Origin of the sequence: Luteibacter sp. UNC138MFCol5.1 (genome assembly GCF_900110505.1) — a bacterium.
In the GTDB taxonomy this organism is placed as follows: Bacteria; Pseudomonadota; Gammaproteobacteria; order Xanthomonadales; family Rhodanobacteraceae; genus Luteibacter.
This window is the reverse complement of the sequence record NZ_FODZ01000001.1, coordinates 876,859-896,319: the sequence shown is the minus strand read 5'-3', so window position 1 is coordinate 896,319 and position 19,461 is coordinate 876,859. Positions and strand designations below refer to the sequence as shown.

9 protein-coding genes are annotated in these 19,461 nt (G+C 68.3%); 5 read left to right on the top strand and 4 right to left on the bottom strand.

Annotated elements, in window-relative coordinates:
* Window positions 1-133: 133 nt before the first annotated feature.
* A complete protein-coding gene (locus BMY69_RS03965; protein WP_090175412.1) occupies window positions 134-1,456 on the bottom strand; it encodes an MFS transporter in 1,323 nt (440 codons plus the stop codon).
* Window positions 1,457-1,696: 240 nt separating this feature from the next.
* Between BMY69_RS03965 and katG the strand changes: the two genes are divergently transcribed.
* Window positions 1,697-3,937: a catalase/peroxidase HPI gene (katG, locus tag BMY69_RS03960; RefSeq protein ID WP_090175410.1), complete on the top strand. Its 2,241-nt coding sequence runs from the start codon at window positions 1,697-1,699 to the stop codon at window positions 3,935-3,937.
* 108 nt (window positions 3,938-4,045) lie between these two features.
* Here katG and BMY69_RS19225 read toward each other — a convergent pair whose 3' ends face one another.
* From BMY69_RS19225 to BMY69_RS03875, 3 genes are all read right to left on the bottom strand, one after another.
* Window positions 4,046-13,345, bottom strand: a complete 9,300-nt coding sequence (locus tag BMY69_RS19225; RefSeq protein ID WP_177191064.1) for an autotransporter-associated beta strand repeat-containing protein — start codon at window positions 13,343-13,345, stop codon at window positions 4,046-4,048.
* A 270-nt stretch (window positions 13,346-13,615) separates the two neighbouring features.
* Complete coding sequence (locus BMY69_RS03880; RefSeq protein ID WP_090056407.1) at window positions 13,616-13,822, bottom strand: hypothetical protein; 207 nt, start codon at window positions 13,820-13,822, stop codon at window positions 13,616-13,618.
* 11 nt (window positions 13,823-13,833) lie between these two features.
* Window positions 13,834-14,664: an MlaA family lipoprotein gene (locus BMY69_RS03875; protein WP_090175409.1), complete on the bottom strand. Its 831-nt coding sequence runs from the start codon at window positions 14,662-14,664 to the stop codon at window positions 13,834-13,836.
* A 166-nt stretch (window positions 14,665-14,830) separates the two neighbouring features.
* Between BMY69_RS03875 and BMY69_RS03870 the strand changes: the two genes are divergently transcribed.
* From BMY69_RS03870 to cydB, 4 genes are all read left to right on the top strand, one after another.
* Window positions 14,831-15,535 (top strand): response regulator, encoded by a 705-nt coding sequence (locus BMY69_RS03870; RefSeq protein WP_090056403.1) that lies wholly within the window; start codon window positions 14,831-14,833, stop codon window positions 15,533-15,535.
* Complete coding sequence (locus BMY69_RS03865; RefSeq protein ID WP_090175407.1) at window positions 15,535-16,869, top strand: ATP-binding protein; 1,335 nt, start codon at window positions 15,535-15,537, stop codon at window positions 16,867-16,869. Before BMY69_RS03870 ends, BMY69_RS03865 begins: the two co-directional genes overlap by 1 nt.
* Before the next feature lie 79 nt (window positions 16,870-16,948).
* Window positions 16,949-18,367, top strand: a complete 1,419-nt coding sequence (locus BMY69_RS03860) for a cytochrome ubiquinol oxidase subunit I (protein ID WP_090175405.1) — start codon at window positions 16,949-16,951, stop codon at window positions 18,365-18,367.
* Window positions 18,368-18,372: 5 nt separating this feature from the next.
* Window positions 18,373-19,386: a cytochrome d ubiquinol oxidase subunit II gene (cydB, locus tag BMY69_RS03855; RefSeq protein ID WP_090175403.1), complete on the top strand. Its 1,014-nt coding sequence runs from the start codon at window positions 18,373-18,375 to the stop codon at window positions 19,384-19,386.
* Window positions 19,387-19,461: the final 75 nt, after the last annotated feature.

Below are 19,461 nucleotides of genomic sequence, written 5' to 3'. Positions count from 1 at the left end.
ATGGGACGCGGGGAACGACCCGTAGTTCGCGGCGGCTCGCCACGATGGGAAAAGGATGCCGAAGGTACCGGGCGCGTGCAACTGCCGCGACGGCCGATGCCGCCCCGGCGTCGTCACGCCGATGAAATATCCGTCAACGCGTCGCGGCGGATCGGCCCGCGCGGCGCTCCCTGGCCATCATGTATAGCGCGCTGCCCACGCCGACCAAAGCGACGAGGCCGACGTAGTGCGCGGGACCCAGGCCACCCGCCGACTTCGCGAGATAACCCACGAGCACCGGCGTGGCCGCGCCGCAGATCGCATAGGCGACGTTGTACGACAGCGAGATGCCCGAGAAGCGGATGGCGGGCGGGAACGCGGCGATCATCACGGCCGGAACGATGCCCGCGACACCGGCGAACAGACCCGCGATGGGATACAGCACGTAGAGATGGCCGCCGCCCGTGCTCAGGTCGGCGTAGAGGGCATAGGTCGCCAACGCCAGGCCGATGGACGCGACGAGCATGGCGCGCGCCTTGCCCTGCCAGTCCACCAGCAGCCCACCGAGCACGCAACCGATGCAGAGCGTGAGCGCGGCGAGGCTGCCGGCGGTGAACGCGCGCGACGCGTCGATCCGGAACGCCGTCTGCATCAGCGTCGGCGTCATCAGGATGACCACGACGATCGCCGCCGTGAGCACCCATGTGACCACCATCGACAGCGCGACACCGGGCAGGTGATCGCGCACGACGACCCACGCCGGGAGCTCGGTCGACAGTTCCTTGCGTTCGCGCATCTGCGCGAACACCGGCGTCTCGCTCAGCCAGCGGCGCAGGTACACCGCGAGGAACCCGAAGATCCCGCCCAGGAGGAACGCGATGCGCCAGCCGTGGTCGAGCATCGCCTCGGGCGACATGCGCGCGTTCATGCCGGCGGCCACCAGCGAGCCGATCAGGATGCCGACGGTGAGGCCCGAGCTGAGGCTCGCGCAGGCGAGTCCGACGCGGCGCGGCGGCACGTGCTCGGCGACGAACACCCACGCGCCCGGCACTTCGCCGCCGATCGCGATGCCCTGCACCACGCGCATCAGCGTGAGCAGGATCGGCGCGAGGACGCCGATCGTCGCGTAGGTCGGAAGCACGCCGATGATCAGCGTGGGCACAGCCATGAGGAACACGCTGAGCGTGAACATGCGCTTGCGCCCGACGCGGTCGCCGAAGTGCGCCATCACCAGCCCGCCGAGCGGGCGAGCGAGGTAACCCACCGCGAAGATGCTGAAGGCCTGCAACTGCGCGACCCAGTCCGAGGTACCCGGCGGGAAGAACAGATGCCCGAGGGTCTTGGCGAAGTACGCGAAGATGACGAAATCGTAGAACTCGAGGGCACCACCGAGGGCGGAAAGGATCAGGGTCTTCGCGTCGCTCCGGCCGAGCGTGCGGCGGTTGGCGATATCGGTGTCTGCGGTCGTCGTGCTCATGCGTTCGTTCTTGGGGGAGGACGGAGGTGCCATCGGCTATTTAGCTGGCACGGAGCCGGAAGGGTCAAGCGACCGCGACGCTTGCATGCGAATACCGGGACGATAGATCGAGCCTCTGGACTTCATAGGATCAATCGATTGCCGCTATCCGGCGCCGATGTCTATGATTCGTGGAAGAAGCGTCGATGTCCCAGTCGCTGGTCCCATACCGGGCCCCGGCAAGCCAGAGGAGTAGCACGCATGTCGAACGAAGCGAAGTGCCCCTTCAAACACACCGCGGGAGGCGGCACGACCAACAGCGACTGGTGGCCCCACCGCTTGCGGGTGGATCTGCTCAGCCAGCATTCGTCGAAGTCCAATCCGCTCGATCCCGACTTCGACTATGCCGAAGCGTTCGGCAAGCTCGACTACAAGGCGCTGAAGGAAGACCTCCGCGCGCTGATGACCGACTCCCAGGAATGGTGGCCGGCCGACTTCGGTCACTACGGTCCCCTCTTCATCCGCATGGCATGGCACAGCGCCGGCACCTACCGCATCGGCGACGGGCGCGGCGGTGGCGGGCGTGGCCAGCAGCGCTTCGCGCCGCTGAACAGCTGGCCGGACAACGTCAGCCTCGACAAGGCGCGTCGCCTCCTCTGGCCCATCAAGCAGAAGTACGGCAAGAGCATCTCGTGGGCCGACCTGCTCATCCTCACCGGCAACGTCGCGCTGGAGTCGATGGGGTTCAAGACGTTCGGTTTCGCCGGCGGTCGCGAGGACACCTGGGAACCCGATAACGACGTGTACTGGGGCAACGAAAAAGAGTGGCTCGGCGGCGACCATCGCTACAAGGGCGACGGCACGCTCGTGGCCGATCCGCACCTGCACGGCGAAGAGCAGGATCGCACCGAAGGCGGCCGCCATCTGGAAAATCCGCTGGCCGCCGTGCAGATGGGCCTCATCTACGTCAACCCCGAAGGCCCCGAAGGCAAACCCGATCCGATCGCGGCGGCGCACGACATCCGCGAGACCTTCGCGCGCATGGCGATGAACGACGAAGAGACCGTCGCCCTGATCGCCGGCGGTCACACCTTCGGCAAGACGCACGGCGCGGCCGACGCCAAGAACGTCGACCTCGAACCCGAAGCGGCGGAGCTCGAACAGATGGGCCTGGGCTGGCGCAACGCGCACGGTTCCGGCGTCGGTGCCGATACGATCACCAGCGGCCTCGAGGTCACGTGGACCCGGACCCCCGCGAAGTGGAGCCACGATTTCTTCCGCATCCTCTTCGACAACGAGTGGGAACTCACGAAGAGCCCGGCGGGTGCGAATCAGTGGACGGCCATCGGGGCCGAGGCGACCATTCCCGATCCGTTCGGCGACGGCAAGCGCAAGCCGACGATGCTGACCACCGACCTCTCGCTGAAGCTCGATCCGGCGTATGAAAAGATCTCGCGTCGATTCCTCGAGAACCCGGATCAGTTCGCCGACGCGTTCGCCCGCGCGTGGTACAAGCTCACGCACCGTGACATGGGGCCGCGCTCGCGCTACCTCGGTCCCGAGGTCCCCGCCGAGGAACTCCTCTGGCAGGACCCGCTGCCGAAGGCCGATCATCCGCTCGTGGACGATGCGGACATCGGCGCGCTGAAGGCGAAGATCCTCGCGTCGGGACTCACGGTGTCCGAGCTCGTCTCGACCGCCTGGGCGTCGGCGTCGACGTTCCGCGGCGGCGACAAGCGCGGCGGCGCGAACGGCGCGCGCATTCGTCTCGAACCGCAGAAGGGCTGGAAGTCGAACCAGCCGGAGCAACTCGAGCGGGTGCTGGCGAAGCTGGAAGCGATCCGGGACGAGTACAACGGCTCCGCGGCGGGCGGCAAGAAGATCTCGCTGGCCGACCTGATCGTGCTCGCGGGAAGCGCCGCCGTCGAAAAGGCCGCGCGTGACGCCGGACACGACGTCACCGTGCCCTTCGCCCCCGGCCGCACCGATGCGACCCAGGAACAGACGGACGTCGAATCGTTCGACGCGCTCGAACCCAAGGCCGACGGCTTCCGCAATTACCTGAAGGCACGTTACAGCGTGCCCGCGGAGCACCTGCTGATCGACCGGGCCCAGCTGCTGACGCTCACCGCGCCGGAAATGACGGCGCTCGTCGGCGGCATGCGTGTCCTCGGAACGAACGTCGACGGTACGCGACAAGGCGTCTTCACCGATCGTCCCGGACAGCTGACGAACGATTTCTTCCGGAACCTGCTCGACATGGGCACGGTCTGGAAGCCGGCATCGCCGGCGCGGGAATCGTTCGAAGGCAGCGACCGCAAGACGGGTGCGCTTAAGTGGACGGCGAGCCGCGTCGACCTGATCTTCGGCTCGAACTCCATCCTGCGCGCGCTGGCGGAGGTCTACGCCGAAGCCGGATCCGAAGCGAAGTTCGTGAAGGATTTCGTCGCGGCATGGGTCAAGGTGATGAACCTCGACCGCTTCGACCTGAAGTCACGGTAAAACCTCCAAGGTAGGAGCGCGCCCTGCGCGCGACAGCGTCTCGCGATGAGCTACAGGTCTTGTAGCTCATCGCTTCAACACATGTCGCGCGCAGGGCGCGCTCCTACCTCAGAACGTCCAGCGCACGCCGAGGTTCACCGAGTCGCTCTTCGTGTGCTCGGCACGATCCGCGTTGTAGTACACGAACGTGCTGGCCTTCGGCGTGATGTCGAAGCTCACGCCGACGCCGGCCTGCCAGTGGTTCCGCATCGGGCGCGAGCCCTGCACCGTGAACGGTGTCGCGGGCGCACCGGCGAACGCGTTGTTCACCGAGATATCCTCGTCCTTCGTGTTGTGCAGGTAGCGAACCATCACGATGGGATGGAGTTTTGTGCCCTGCACGCCGAGATCGACGTCACCCACCAGCCGCGCGCCGATCCCGTACTGCATGCTGCGCGCCTCGGCCTGGCCCACGCGAAGATCCGCGTCGCCCGCCCCCTTCTCCGTGAACCCGTCGTACTTCACCTTCGTGTAGTACGCGCCGATGAACGGCTCGAGATGCATCGTGTCGCTCAGCTGGAAGCGGTAGCCGCCCTCGATCGACGCGTTGATGGCCTTGCCATCGTAGCGACCCGTCGCCTGTGGCGTGAACGTGCCCACGCTGATCCGGCGCGAGCTGTCCGCGTCGAGATGCCCGTACGAGGCCAGGCCCTCGACCCAGAACCGCTGCTGGTTGAAGTAGAGCGCGTGCAGACCGATGCCGTACTGGTCGACGTCGGTGTAGTCGCCACGCTGGTCGACTTCCGTGCGCGAATTCGCGAAGTTGGCATGGACACCGACACGCAGGTCCGGCGTCAGCGCGGCGTCGGTACCGACCACGACGCCGTGGATCCGGTAGTCGGCGCGGGCGACGTTCGCGTTGCGATCCAGGTCGCTGCTCGACGTGTACGGCACCGCCCATACCGCCGTGCCCTGCTCGCCCGTATCGCGCTGCAGCTTGAGCCGGTAGAAAACCGTGTCCTGGTACTGGCTCTGCCCCGTCAGTTCCGCGGTCGCCGCCGAGGCGTAGGTCTCGCCGGTCAGCGAATCGAACGCCCGCACGACCTGGTCCGCATGCAGTCCGCGCACCGTGCCGAGGAGCGTGGGCAGCGGGTCGCCGCCCGACGTGGCAATGGTCTGCAGCGCCGTCGCCATGTTGGCCTGATTGCCGCTGAGGCCCGGGAACTGGTCGAAGCGGATACCGCCCGTCCCCAGACCGCTACCGGCCTGCGACAGCGTGAGGATCAGCTGGTTGCCCGACTGAACGACACCCGTGTCGAGGAACGGGAACAGGCCCTGCGTGACGTTTCCGTAGGTGCCGGTGATGCCACCGCTGGCGTTGAGGATCGTGTACCGGTTCACCGCGGCGAACGTGCTGCCGGTGGGCAGGACGACCAGGCTGCCGCCCACCGTCGCCGGACCGTTCGCCGTGATGCTGTCGCCGGCGCCGGTGCCGTTCACCCGGATCTGTGTGACCGAGTCGCCGCTCAGCGTCAGCCCACCGGTCGTGAGCGTGGTGCCGGCCGTGCCGGTTCCGCCCGCCGGGCCCGTCGCGCCGTCGATGCCGCTGGGTGCGATCGTGCCGCCGTCGACGGTGACCGGACCGTCGATCGTGCCGCCACCGACGACACCGCCGCCTGGATTCACCGTCACCGGACCGCCCAACGTACCGTTGACCACGAGGTTGCCGCCGATCGTGCTGCCGCCCGCGAACGTCACGGACGTGCCCGCGTTCACGGATAACGTACCCGCCGCCGTCGTCAGGTTGTCGATGCCGTTGAAGACGCCGTTCGCGAGCGTGCCTTCGCCGTCGCCCGTGATGTTGAGCGTCGTACCCGGCCCGGTCCCGGTCACCGTGCCGGTCACGTCGGGCAGCTCGTCGTAATCCACATCGAGGCTGCTGCCGCCACCGATGTTGAGCGTACCGGCGATGGGCCCGATCAGATTCAGGAGATTGCCCGTGCCGTCGAGGTTGGCGGTCGCGTTCGCGCCGATCGAGATGCCGCCGGTGTACGGATTGCTCGCGTTGAGGATGCCGCCGTTGACGTTGATGCCACCGGTGAATCCAGCCAGCGTGCCACCGAGGGTAAGGCTGCCCGTGTCGTTCTTGTCGAGCAGGCCGGTGCCGGAAAGATTGCCGTTGAGCGTGAGATCCTCCGCACCTTGCACGGTGACACCGTTGGGCCCGACCGCGACGTCGTTCGCCAGCGTCACCGTGGTGCCGGCCTCGAGCGCCGCGTCGTCGATCGCCAGGCCGCCGGTGCCGAGCGCCGTGTCGCTGCCGACCACGAGCGTGCCACCGTTGACCGTCGTCCCACCGGCGTAGCTGTTGTCGCCGTTGAGGGTCAGCATCGCGTCGCCGCCCTTGGTCAGCCCACCCGCGCCGGAGATGTCGCCATCGAGCGTGAGGTCGTTACCCCCGGGCAGCGCGAGCGACGCGTTGAGCACGATGTTGTTCGCGAGCGTCAGCGCCCCGGTCGTGTCGAGCGACGCCGCGCCGCCGACGGTGAGGTCGCCGGTTCCCAGCGCGGCGTCGTTGCCAAGGAGCAGGCCGCCCGCGTTGAGCGTCACGCCACCGCTGAATGTGTTCGCGCCGCCGAGTCCCAACGTGCCCGCACCGTTCTTCACCAGTCCGCCGGTGCCGTCGATGACGCCGTCGAAGTTGGAATCCGCATCGCCGCCGAGCGTGAGCGTGTTGGCACCGAGCGTCACGTTGCTGCCCACCACGCCACCGAGCGAGCCGATCGTCTGGTTGCCGCCCGCGGAGATGTCGAAGGTCGAGGCACCGGTGAGGTTCAACGCCCCGCCCGCCGCGAGGCTTCCACCCGCGCCGATCGCGAGCGTGCCGCCGTTGATCGTCGTGCCGCCGGTGTACGTGTTCGTGCCCGTCAGGGTCAATGTCGCGGCGCCGTCCTTCGTCAGGCTTCCCGCCCCGGTGATCGCGCCGCCCAGCGTCATGTCGTTGCTGCCGAGGATCGTCAGGCCGGCGTCGAGCGCGATGGCGTTCGCCAGCGTCACCGGCGTGCTCGCGTCGAGCGTGCCGTTGCCGGCGACGGTGAGCGTGCCCGTCCCCAGTGCCGCGTCGTTGCCGACGAGCAGGCCACCCTGGTTGAGAACGACGCCGCCGCTGAACGTGTTCGCGCCGCCCAGGCCCTGCGTGCCCGGACCGTTCTTGATCAGGCCGCCGGTGCCGGAGATGACGCCGTCGTAGTTGGTGTTGCCGATGCCGTTGAGCGTGAGCGTGTTGGCGCCCAGGGTGACGTCGCTTCCCGCGACGCCCGCGAGCGAGCCGATCGCCTGGTTGCCGCCGCCGGAGATGTCGAACGTCGTTCCCGCGTTCGCCAGCGTCACCGCCCCCACCGGCGACAGGCTCCCGCCCGGGCCGATCGCGAGCGTTCCCGCGTTGATCGTCGTGCCACCGGTGAACGTGTTCGTGCCCGTGAGCGTCTCGGTCCCCGTGCCTTCCTTGATCAGACCACCCGTGCCACCGATCGATCCGCCGAACGTGCCGTCGGTCGGCCCACCGATGGTGAGCGTGTTGCCGCCGAGGTTCACGGTGCCGTTGCCGATCAGCGTGCCGAACACCTGCGTGCCGGCTCCCGCCGAGAGGTCGAACGTCGCGTTCGTCGCGAGGTTGACGGTGCCCTGCGCATAGAGGCTCGCGCCCGCGCCGAGCGCCAGCGTGCCGGCGTTGATGAAGGTGCCGCCGGTATAGGTATTGGTGCCGTTCAAGGTCAGCGTGGCGAGGCCCTCCTTGGTCAGGCTACCCGTGCCCGAGAGGTCGCCGTTGAACGTCATGTCGTTCGTGCCGAGGACGGTGAGCCCGGCGTTCAGCGTCATGTCGTTGGCCAGCGTCACGGCGGTCAGCGCGTCGAGGGTGGACGCGCCGGCGACGGTCAGCGCGCCCGTACCCAGCGAGGCGTCGTCGCCGACGACGAGGCCGCCCGCGTTCAACGTGACGCCGCCACTGAACGTGTTGGCACCCGTCAGCGTCTGCACGCCCGCGCCGTCCTTCACGATGCCGCCGCTGCCGCCGATCGTTCCGGCGAACGTCGCATCGCCCGCGCCGCCCAGCGTGAGCGTGTTGGCACCGAGCGCCACGGTGCTTCCGGCGACGCCGGCCAGCGAACCGATCGTCTGCGCACCGCCCGCCGAGATGTCGAACGAACCCGGGCCGGCGAGGTTGAGCGCGCCCGTCGATGCGAGGCTGCCGCCCGCGCCGATGGCGAGCGTGCCGGCGTTGATCGTCGTGCCGCCCGTGTACGTGTTGGTGTTGGTGAGCGTGAGGACCGAGCCGCCGTTCTTGATCAGACCGCCGGCGCCGGTGATCGCGCCACCGAGCGTGAGCGCGTTGGAACCGAGGATATCGAGGTTCGCGCCGCCCGCGAGATCGATGTCGTTGGTCACGTTGAACGCGCCAGTGGTGTCGAGCGACGCGTTGCCGCCGACGGTGAGCGCACCGCTACCGAGCGCACCCGCGTTGCCGAGCACCAGCCCGCCCGCGTTGAGCGTGACGCCGCCGACGAACGTGTTGGCGCCGCCCAGCTCCTGGATGCCCGCGCCGTTCTTCACGAGGCCGCCCGTACCGGCGATCAGTCCGTCGTACGCGCCATTGGCGATGCCCGAAAGCGTGAGCGTGTTGCCGCCGAGCGTCACCGTGCTCCCGGCGACACCGTTGAGCAGGCCGATGGTCTGGTCGCCACCCGCCGAGATGTCGAAGCCCGTGCCCGGTGCAGCGAGCGTGACCGCGCCAACGGGCGAAAGGCTGCCACCCGCCCCGATGGCGAGCGTGCCGGCGTTGATGAGCGTACCGCCGGTATAAGTGTTCGTGCCGGTAAGTGTCTCCGTGCCCGCACCGACCTTGACGAGTCCGCCGGTACCGGCGATGGAACCGCTGAAGATACCGTCGGTCGCATCGCCCACGGTGATGGAATTCGCACCGAGGTTCACGGTGCCCGATCCCGTGAGCGTGCCGACGGTCTGCGTCCCATTGCCTGCCGAAAGGTCGAGCGTGGTACCCGCGCCGAGGTTCACGATGCCGGCCGCCGAAAGGCTCGCACCGGCACCGAGCGCGAGGGTGCCACCGACGACGTCGGTACCGCCCGTGTAGCTGTTGATGCCATTGAGCGTGAGCGTGGCGGCGCCGTCCTTCGTCAGCCCGCCCGCGCCCGTCAACTGGCCGTTGAGCGTCAGCGCGTTGCTGCCCAGCACGGTGAGTCCGGCGTTGAGCAGGATATCGTTCGCGAGTGTGACGGGGCCGGTCGAATCCAGCGTGGCGGCGCCGCTGACGGTCAGCCCGCCCGTGCCCAGCGCCGCGTCGTTGCCGACGACGAGACCGCCGCCGACCAGGTTCACGCCGCCGCCGAAGGTATTGGCGCCACCCAGCGTCTGGACGCCGGTGCCCACCTTCACCAGTCCGCCGCCACCGCTGATGGCGCCGTCGAAGGTCTGATTGGACGCATCGCCGAAGGTCAGGGTGCTGCCGCCGAGCACGAGGCCGCTTCCCGCGACACCCGACAAGGCACCGATGGTCTGATCGGTCGCGGCGGAAAGGTCGAGGATGCCGGGGCCGGCGAGATTGACGGCACCGGTCGCGGCGAGGCTGCCGCCCGCGCCCAGCGCGAGCGTTCCGGCGTTGATCGTCGTGCCGCCCGTATAGGTGTTCGCGGCGCCGAGCGTCACCGTGGCGGCCCCGTTCTTGACCAGGCCGCCCGTGCCGCCGATCGCGCCGCCGAGCGTCAGCGCGTTGCTGCCGCCCAGCGCGAGGTTGGCACCGGCCGCGATACCGATCGTGTTCGTGATCGCGACCGGCGCGTTCGCATCGAGCGTCGCGTTGCCGCCGACGTTCAGCGCACCGGTACCGAGCGCGCTTCCGTTGCCGAGCACGAGCGTGCCGGCGTTGAGGTTCACGCCACCGCTGAAGGTGTTCGCGTTGCCGAGGGTCAACACGGACGCGCCGTTCTTCGTCAGGCTTCCGGTGCCGGAGACGACGCCGCCGAGCGTCAGGTCCTGGCTGCCGAGCAGGTTGAGCGAACCCCCGGCACCGAGCGCGATGCCGTTGGCGAGGTTGAGCGCGGTGGAGCCATCCAGCGTCACCGCGCCGCCGACGTTGAGCGCGCCGGTGCCGAGTGCGCCGCTGTTGCCGAGCACCAGGCCGCCGGCATTCACCGTCGTTCCGCCGGCGTACGTATTCGCGCCATCGAGTGTGAGCGTGGCGCTGCCGTTCTTCACGAGGTTGCCCGCGCCGGACACGATGCCGCCGAGCGTCACGTTTTGTCCGCCGAGCACGTTGAGCGACGCACCGGTGCCGAGCGCCACGGCGTTGCCGAGGTTGAGCGCCGTCGAGCCGTCGAGCGTCACGGCGCCACCGACGTTCAGCGCGCCGGTACCGAGCGCCCCGCTGTTGCCGAGCAGCAGCCCACCCGCGTTGACCGTGGTGCCGCCGCTGTAACTGTTCGCTCCATTGAGCGTCAGCAGCGTGCCGCCATTCTTGATCAGGCTGCCGCTACCGGTGATCGTGCCGCCGAGGGTGACGTTCTGGCTGCCCAAGAGGTTCAGGGTGCCGCCGGCGAGATCGACGTTGTTCGCCAGATTGAGTGCCGCGGTGCTGTCGAGCGTGCCGGCACCGGTGACGCTCAGCGTGCCCGATCCGATGGTACCGCTGTTGCCGAGGACGAGGCCGCCCGCGGCGAGGTTCACGCCGCCGGTGAACGTGTTCGCACCCGTCAGGGTCTGCACGCCCGTGCCCGTCTTCACCAGGCTGCCGGTGCCGCCGATCGTGCCGGCGAAGGTCTGGTTCGTCCCGTCGCCGAAGGTGAGCGTGTTGGCACCAAGGGAGACCGTCGTTCCCCCGACGCCGGCCAGCGAGCCGATGGTCTGCGCGGCGGTCGCACCCGCGATGTCGAACACCGCCCCGGCACCGGAGAGGTTGACGGCACCGGTCGACGCGAGGCTTCCGCCCGCCCCGATGGCCAGCGTACCGGCGGCGACGTTGAGGCCACCGGTGAACGTGTTCGCACCGGTCAGCGTCAGCGTCCCGGTGCCGGACTTGATCAGGCCGCCCTGCCCGGCGAGCACGCCACTGAACGTCGACGGCTGTGCCGTGAGATACGTGAGATTCGCGCCGCTGGCGATGTTCATGGCGTTCGCGAGGTTCAGCCCGACGCTTCCAGTCAGCGTCGTGCTCTGATTGACGCTGAAGAGTCCCGTGCCAAGCGCGTTGCTGTTGCCGAGGCTCACGGTTCCGCCGTTGACCGCGACGCCGCCGGTGAACGTGTTCACGCCGTTGAGCGTCAGCGCCGTGGTGCCGCTCTTGACGATGCCGCCGTCGCCGGTGATCGGACCGGCGAGCGTGATGTCCTGCGTGCCCGGCAGGATCAGTGACGCGCCCGTGCCGATGTTGATCGTGTTGCCGAGCGACAGCGCCGCCGTCGTGCCGTCGAGCGACGCGGCACCGCCCACGTTGAGCAGGCCGCCGCCGATCGCCGCGCCGCTGCCCAGACGAAGCCCGCCGGCGTTGAGCGTCACGCCACCCGTGAACGTGTTGGTGCCCGTGAGCGTCTGGGTACCGGTCCCGTTCTTCACCAGCGCACCGGATCCCGTGATGGTCCCGGCATACGCGGTGTCGCCAAGCCCTCCGAGCGTGAGCGTGCGGCCACCGAGCGACACGGTGCCTCCCGCGCCCGCGAGGGAACCGATCGACTGGTTCGCCGTGGCGCCGGAGATGTCGAGCGCCGATCCGGCCGCGAGCGATATCGCCGCCGTGGGCGAAAGGCTGCCCGCGGCGCCGAGCGCCACCGATCCTCCGGTGATCGAGAACGCGCCGGTGAGCGTGCTCGCGCCGCCGAGGGTGAGCGTCGATGCACCGCCCTTGGTCAGGTTGCCCGCGCCAGAGAGGCCGCCATTGAGCGTCAGCGCCTGCGCGCCGGGCAACGTCAGCGTGTTGCCCGCGTTGACGCTGATCGCGTTGTTCAGCGTGAGCGGCGCGCTGGTCGCGAGCGTCGCGTTGGCGCCCACCGTCAGGGCGCCGGTGCCCAACGCGTTCGCGTTGGTCAACGTGAGGCTCGTCGCGTTGAGGTTCACGCCTCCGGCGAAGGTATTGTTTCCGGAGAGCGTGACGCCGGGATTCGTCACGGTGAGGCCGCCCGTTCCGGAGAGCACGCCCGTCATCGAGAACGCGTTGCCGCCCGCGAGCGTGAGCTTGCCGTTGCCGCCCAGCGTGATGTCCTTGGCGAGCGTGAGCCCCGCGGTGGAAGCGGCCAGCGCGCCGCCGTTCGCGGTGAACAGCCCCGTGCCGAAATTCGCGCCGCTGCTGAAGTTGATCTGCCCGTCGTTCAACGTGGTGCTGAGCGCGCCCGAGCCGCTACCGACGGTGTTGACCAGGTTCCAGGTGCCGCTGTTGACGATCAGGTTCTGGAAGTTGAAGAAACGCGCACCATCGATCGTGGTGACGGTGCCGCTCGCGCCCGACCCGGTACCGGTGGCGGCGTTCTGCAGCACGAGGCGGTTGGTCAGGCTACCCGTGCCGCCGTTGACGGTACCCGCGCCGGCGAGACTGATGCCGATGTCGACGAGCGCCGTGTCGACACCGATACCCGTGTTGAGCACGCTCGACCCCGAGACGGCGGTGTAGACGTTGGCGCCGGCCGAGTTGCCCATGTACAGGCTGCCGTCGAGGATGCCCGCGTTCACGAACGTGTTGCCCGCGGCGGATCCACCGAAGCCGATGCGTCCGCGGATCTTGCCGGTGTTGTTCAGAGGATCGGAGAGATCGCCCGTGCGCAGGTTGACGACGTTGGTCTGCGCTCCGCCGTAGCTGATGATCGCCGGCGTGTCCGACACCGTGAGGATCCCCGTGCCGAGGATCGACATGTCGAACTGGCCTTCGTTGCGGATGTTGGTCACACCACCCACGCCGTTCTGCACGAGTAGCGCCTGGCCACCGACGCCGAGCAGCGAACCGACGTTGAACAGTCCGGCGATCCGTCCGCCCACCTGGTTGTTGACGTTGATCGTGTTCGCCGCACCCGACGCGTTGCCGAGATAGGCACCGGCGGCCGCGAGGCTGAGGCCACCCGTGATCAACGGATCGATGGTCCCCGCGTTGTTAAGCGTGATGCCGTTGCCGGAAAGGCGCATCGCCGTCCCGCCAGCGAGCAGGGGGACGCTCACGAGCGCGTTGCTCTCCACGTTCACGGTGACGCCGTTCGTGGCATCCGGAAGATTCGTGGTGGAAGAGCCGGTCGGGCAGGTAATGATCACGCCCGTTTGCGAGCAGGCGGCCTCGGCGGGCGTTGTAAGAAGTGGTGTCGCAAGCACCGACGTCAGTGCGAGATAGATGCCACGGGTAAGGGTGTTGCGACGAACCGACTCCACACGACGCTTGCTCATTATCATCCCCAGAAGCCGCAGGTGGTGTTCCTTCGCCGCCACGGCGGATCGCGTCCGGAAAACGCGGGCCGCACTTCGCTGGTCCGGCGTTTTGCCAGACGACGTTTCGGGAACGGTGTTTTAACCGCGGCCTGAGACTAAGCGAGCGCCTCAAGGGATCGATGCACAAACTAGGCAAGTTGCGAGCCAACCCGTGATCGCGCGTGAAAAAGCGTGCACGGTTGTGAACCGGTTGAGAACGATGGGTCGCATCGACCCATCACGCGGCGATTATCGCCACTCTTTTTCGGCACGGCGGATATCGCGGATCATCTCGATGAGTCGGCGGGTTTCGCCGGCGGCCACTACTTCGGCGGCGGTCCGCTCGCCGAAGCATCGGATCGGCACGTGCGCGTACCATTCGAGACGCCGGCCGGCATCGGGCTCGATGTCGCTCGCCGCCGCGAGCACACGCGCTTTCTCCTGCGACTGCGTCATTGCGATGTTCCTCAGGGATTCATGGGAAGGCCGGTCGCGGCGCGGCTTTCGGCGGGTGACTCTTCGGCATGGACGTCGCCGCGCCGCCCCTCCTCCACCAGCTGCGCCCGCCGCGCCGCGGCGTTGTCGCGCAACGCGGCGTAATAGTCCGGCGAGGTTTCGAGGCGGTCGGTCAGCGGAAGCGCCTGGGCGCGACCGTCGACGATGCCACCCACGGTGCGCACCGTCTCCAGCGTCTGCACCGTGTCGGAGTTGTCGCCCAGCTTGTACAGCCCGGCGGTCAGCACGCGGCCCACCGTGTCGCGCACGTTCGACGAGCCGAACAGCGGCAGCTCCACCGTGTGGCCCGGGCCGATACCCCAGACACCGAACGTCTGGCCGAGGTCGGCGCCGTGATGAGGCATGCCCCACTTCCCTGCCACATCGAAGATGCCGGCGACGCCGACGGTGGAATTCACGATGAAGCGCCCGGCGGTGTTGAGCGAACGCAGAAAATTCGCCTGGAGCAGATCGTTGGCGAACACGATCGGCTCCTGCAGGTTCCAGACGAAATGACGCACGCCCCGGCGCACGCCCGACGGCAGATGCGAGTAACCGCGCGCCACGGGCTTAAGGACCACCTTGTCCACGTCGCGATTGAAGGCGAAGACCTTGCGGTTGATCGGCTCGTCGTTCGCCGGGGCGACGACCGCTCCGGCGTCGCCGGAAGGCTTCGCCTGCTGAGCGCATCCCGTGACGACGAGCGCGCCCAGGATGAGGCCGGCGCGGCCGGCCTGGACGAGCAACGTGCCCGCGACGGACTCGCGCGGCGGAAACGGGGGAACGGCGCGGACTGCTGGCATGACGGGGACTCCGGGTGGGGATGCCGGCAGAGGCTGCGGGATCATTGCGTGCTGCGTTTGTCCGCTTCGTAACGGCCCGGCAACGACATTTCAGCCTGGAAACAATTGACACTTCCCCGCCGCGACCGTCTATAACGGGCTGCCCTGGACTCTGGTTCGCACCACCATGCAGCGCATCCTCATAGTCGACGACGACGACGAAATCCGTGCGCTCCTGCGTCGGTTCCTGATGAACCACGGATTCGGGGCGGAGACGGCGGCGTCCGGTACGGAGATGGACGCACGGCTCGCGACCACGACGTTCGACCTAATCATCCTCGACGTCATGCTCCCCGACGAGGACGGCTTCAGCCTGTGCCGGCGACTGCGCGCGAACCACAAGGTGCCGATCATCATGCTCACGGGCGCGACGGAGACCACCGATCGCATCGTGGGCCTGGAGCTCGGAGCGGACGACTACGTCACCAAGCCCTTCGACGCGAGGGAGCTGCTCGCGCGCATCCGCGCGGTGTTCCGTCGCAGCGCCGGCACCGGCAAGGCCGAGAACGCGAACCTTGCGCTGACGTTCAGCGGCTGGCGGCTCGACATCATCCGGCGCGAGCTGCGCTCGTCCGACCACACGCTGACCCCGCTCTCCGGCGGCGAGTTCGCCCTGCTCGTGACGTTCGCGCAGCATCCGCAGCGCGTGCTCACGCGCGAGCAGCTGATCGATCTCTCGCGCGGCCGCGGCTACGAGGCGTTCGACCGCAGCATCGACGTCCAGGTGAGCCGCCTCCGCCGCAAGATCGAGGAGGACCCCAGTGACCCCGAGCTCATCCGCACCGTGCGCAACGTGGGTTACATCTTCGCCGCGAAGGTGGAGGCCGCCTGATGCGATGGCGGCATTTCGGACGCGACACGATCGGCCGCTGGATCGCGATCAACATCGTCGTGGCCGTCGTCGTCGCGGCCGCCATGAACGCGGCGTTCGTGCAGTTCGCCGGTGTGTGGGCGAAGCCGGGACTCTTCGACATCGGTATCGTGGATCAGGCGGCGGCCGTGGTGCGCGTCATCCAGGGTGCGCCGCCGTCGCTGCGCTCGCGGCTCGCCGAAGCAGGCAGCAACCCTGGCTTCATCGTGCAGTGGCATGCCGACGACAAGGCGCTGCCGATACCGATCGAAGGTGGCACGTTCCACGCCGGCCGCAAGAAGGTCCGCGAGCTGCTCGGCCGGCCGGATGCGCGCGTGCTGGCCTACGAGGCGGGCGAGCCGGGGATCGGTGGCCGGCCGATCCCCTTCTACGTGCTCGCGATCGATCTCCCCGATCGCTCGTGGGTGCAGTTCATCGCACCGCAGCGCAGCTGGGGTCTTTCGGCCGGCGCGCGCTTCGCCCTGATCGCCGCGTTCGTCATCATCTGCAGCCTCGTCGTCGCGGCGCTGGCCAGCCGACGCCTGGCCCGGCCGATGGAACGCTTCGCCCGGCAGGCGCAGCGCTTCGGTCGCGACGTGGACGCGCCGCAGATGGACCTGTCCGGCCCCCTCGAATTCCGCGTCGCGGCGCAGGCGTTCAACGAGATGCAGGAGCGCGTGCAGCGCTACGTCACCGCGCGCACGGAGATGCTCGCCGCGATTTCGCACGACCTGCGCGCGCCCCTCACACGCATGCGCCTCCGGGGCGAGTTCATCACCGATGCCGAGCAGCAGCGCAAGCTCTTCCGCGACGTGGACGAGATGCAGGCCATGGTCGACGCCTCGCTACGCTTTTTCCGTGACGACAGCGACCGCGAGCCCACGACGCGCTTCAAGCTCTCGGAGCTCGTGAGCACCGTGGTCGACGACCTGCGCGACGAGGGGCACGACGTGGTCTTCGAGGAGCGTCCCGGGATCACCTATACCGGCCGGCCGCTCGCCCTGCGCCGGGCGCTGAGCAACGTGGTGGAGAACGCGCTCAAGTACGGTGGCCGCGCGACCGTCACCCTGCGCACCACGCCGGCGTCGGTGGAGATCGAGGTGGAGGACGAGGGGCCCGGCATCGCACCCGAGTTGCGCGAGGCGGTGTTCCGCCCGTTCTATCGCATCGAGTCGTCGCGCAACCGGGCCACCGGTGGCGTCGGCCTCGGCCTCGCGGCGGCCCGATCGGCGCTCCGCGCCCACGGCGGCGACGTGGTGCTGGACGCGGCCCCCGGCGGCGGCCTGCGGGCCCGGTTGATCCTGCCATCGTCCTGAGGGGCTGGCGCGTTTCGCCAAGCCACGGCACGTTCCGCCATGCCACGCTCGTACCGTGTCATTGGCGAAGGGGCTGGGTGTGACCACGACGGAACAAGCGCTACTCCTCGCGCGGTGGCAATTCGCTTTCACCGTGTCGTTCCACATCATCTTCCCGGCCATCAGCATCGGCCTGGCGAGCTACCTCGCCGTGCTGGAAGGCCTGTGGCTGAAGACGCGCAAAGCGGTCTACAAGGAACTGTTCTTCTTCTGGTCGAAGATCTTCGCCGTCGGCTTCGGCATGGGCGTGGTCTCCGGCGTGGTGATGAGCTACGAGTTCGGCACCAACTGGGCGGGATTCTCGTCCGTGGCCGGCGCGGTGACCGGGCCGCTGCTGGCTTTCGAGGTCATGACCGCCTTCTTCCTCGAGGCCGGCTTCCTCGGCGTGATGCTGTTCGGCTGGACGAAGGTCGGCCCACGCGCCCACTTCTTCGCCACCTGCATGGTCGCCACCGGCACGCTGATCTCCACCTTCTGGATCCTTTCGTCCAACAGCTGGATGCAGACGCCGCAGGGCCACGCGATCGTCGACGGCCGCGTGGTGCCGGTGGACTGGCTGAAGATCGTCTTCAACCCGTCGTTCCCCTACCGCCTCGTGCACATGGCGCTCGCCGCGTTCATCGTCGCCGCCGCCATCGTGGGCGCCTGCGCGGCGTGGCACCTGCTGCGCGGACGTAGGGACGAAGCCGTGAAGAAGTCCTTCTCCATGGCGCTGTGGATGCTGCTCGTCGTCGTGCCCATCCAGATCGAAGCGGGCGACGCACATGGCCTCAACACCCGCGAGCACCAGCCCGCGAAGATCGCGGCGATCGAAGGCCTGTGGGAAACGGAAAAAGGCGGCACGTCGCTCAACCTCGTCGGCTGGCCCGACATGCAGGCGGAAGAAACGAAGTACGCCGTGAAGATTCCGCACCTCGGCAGCCTCATCCTCACGCATTCGTGGGATGGCGAGATCCAGGGCCTCAAATCGTTCCCCGCCGAGGACCGACCCAACTCGACGATCGTGTTCTGGAGTTTCCGCACGATGGTGGGCATGGGCATGCTCCTGCTGCTCATGGCCTTGCTCGGGCTCGCGCTGCGGCGCGGCGGGCGGCTCTACGAGGCACGCTGGTTCCAGCGCTTCGTGCTGTTCATGGGTCCGTCCGGCCTGATCGCTCTGCTCGCGGGCTGGGTCACCACGGAGGCGGGGCGCCAGCCGTGGGTGGTCTACGGCGTGCTGCGCACGCGCGACGCGGTGTCGCCGCTGACGGTGGACCAGGTGGGCACGTCGCTGATGATCTTCGTGATCGTGTACTTCCTCGTCTTCGGCACGGGCATCTACTACATGCTCAAGCTGATGGCGAAGGGTCCGAACCTGCCGCGCGACGTCGCGGAAGGCGAGGCTGCCGACACGGGTATCGGGCGCGATCGCTTCGATCACCGCCCCCTTTCCCGTCCCACCGACGCCATCGACGAGTAACGGCCATGGTCATCGATCTTCCGGTCATCTGGGCGGCACTCATCGGCTTCGTGGTGTTCCTCTACGTCGCACTCGACGGCTTCGATCTCGGCATCGGGCTGGTCTTCCCCATGCTCAACGAACCCGGCGACCGCGAGGTGATGCTCAATACCGTCGCCCCCGTGTGGGACGGCAACGAGACATGGATGGTGCTCGGCGGCGCGTCGCTCTACGCGGCGTTCCCGGTGGCGTATTCGGTGCTGCTGCCTGCGGCGTACCTGCCGATCATCGCGATGCTGTGCGGCCTGATCTTCCGCGGCGTGGCGTTCGAGATCCGCGCGAAGGCGCGACGCACCCAGCACCTCTGGGACCTCGCGTTCATGGGGGGCTCGGCCGTGGCGACGTTCGCGCAGGGCGTGATCCTCGGCACGCTGCTCCAGGGCATTCCGGTCACCAACGGCGAATACGCCGGCGGCGCCTTCGACTGGTTCACGCCGTTCAATCTGTTCTGCGGCCTCGGCCTGCTCGTCACCTATGCGGCGCTCGGCTGCGGCTGGCTGCTGATCAAGACGGAGGGCGACCTGCATCGCCGCGTGCGCCTGCTGATGTGGCCGCTGGCCGTGCTGCTGGGGCTCACCATCGGCGTCGTCAGCCTGTGGACGACGCTCGGCGAGCCGGCGATCGCGCAGCGCTGGTTCTCCCTGCCCAACCTCTTCTTCTTCCTGCCGGTGCCCGTGCTGGTGGTCGCCGCGCTCGTCGGCATCTTCCTCAGCCTGCGCCGCGACGAGGCGCGCGATCACACGCCGTTCCTGCTGACGCTGGCGATCCTGTTCCTCGGCTACACCGGCTTCATCATCAGTATCTTCCCGCACATCATCCCGCCGTCGGTCGATATCTGGGAGGCGTCGTCGCCGCGCAGCAGCCAGCTGTTCACGCTGGTGGGCGCGGTGATCATCATTCCGATCATCCTGACCTACAACTCGATGGCGTATTGGGTGTTCCGCGGCAAGGTGCGCCAGGGCGACGAGGGCTACCACTGATGCGCGCGCGGCGGGCGATGTGGTTCGTCGCGCTGTACCTCGGGGGCGTCGCCGCGGTCACGCTGGTCGCGGGCC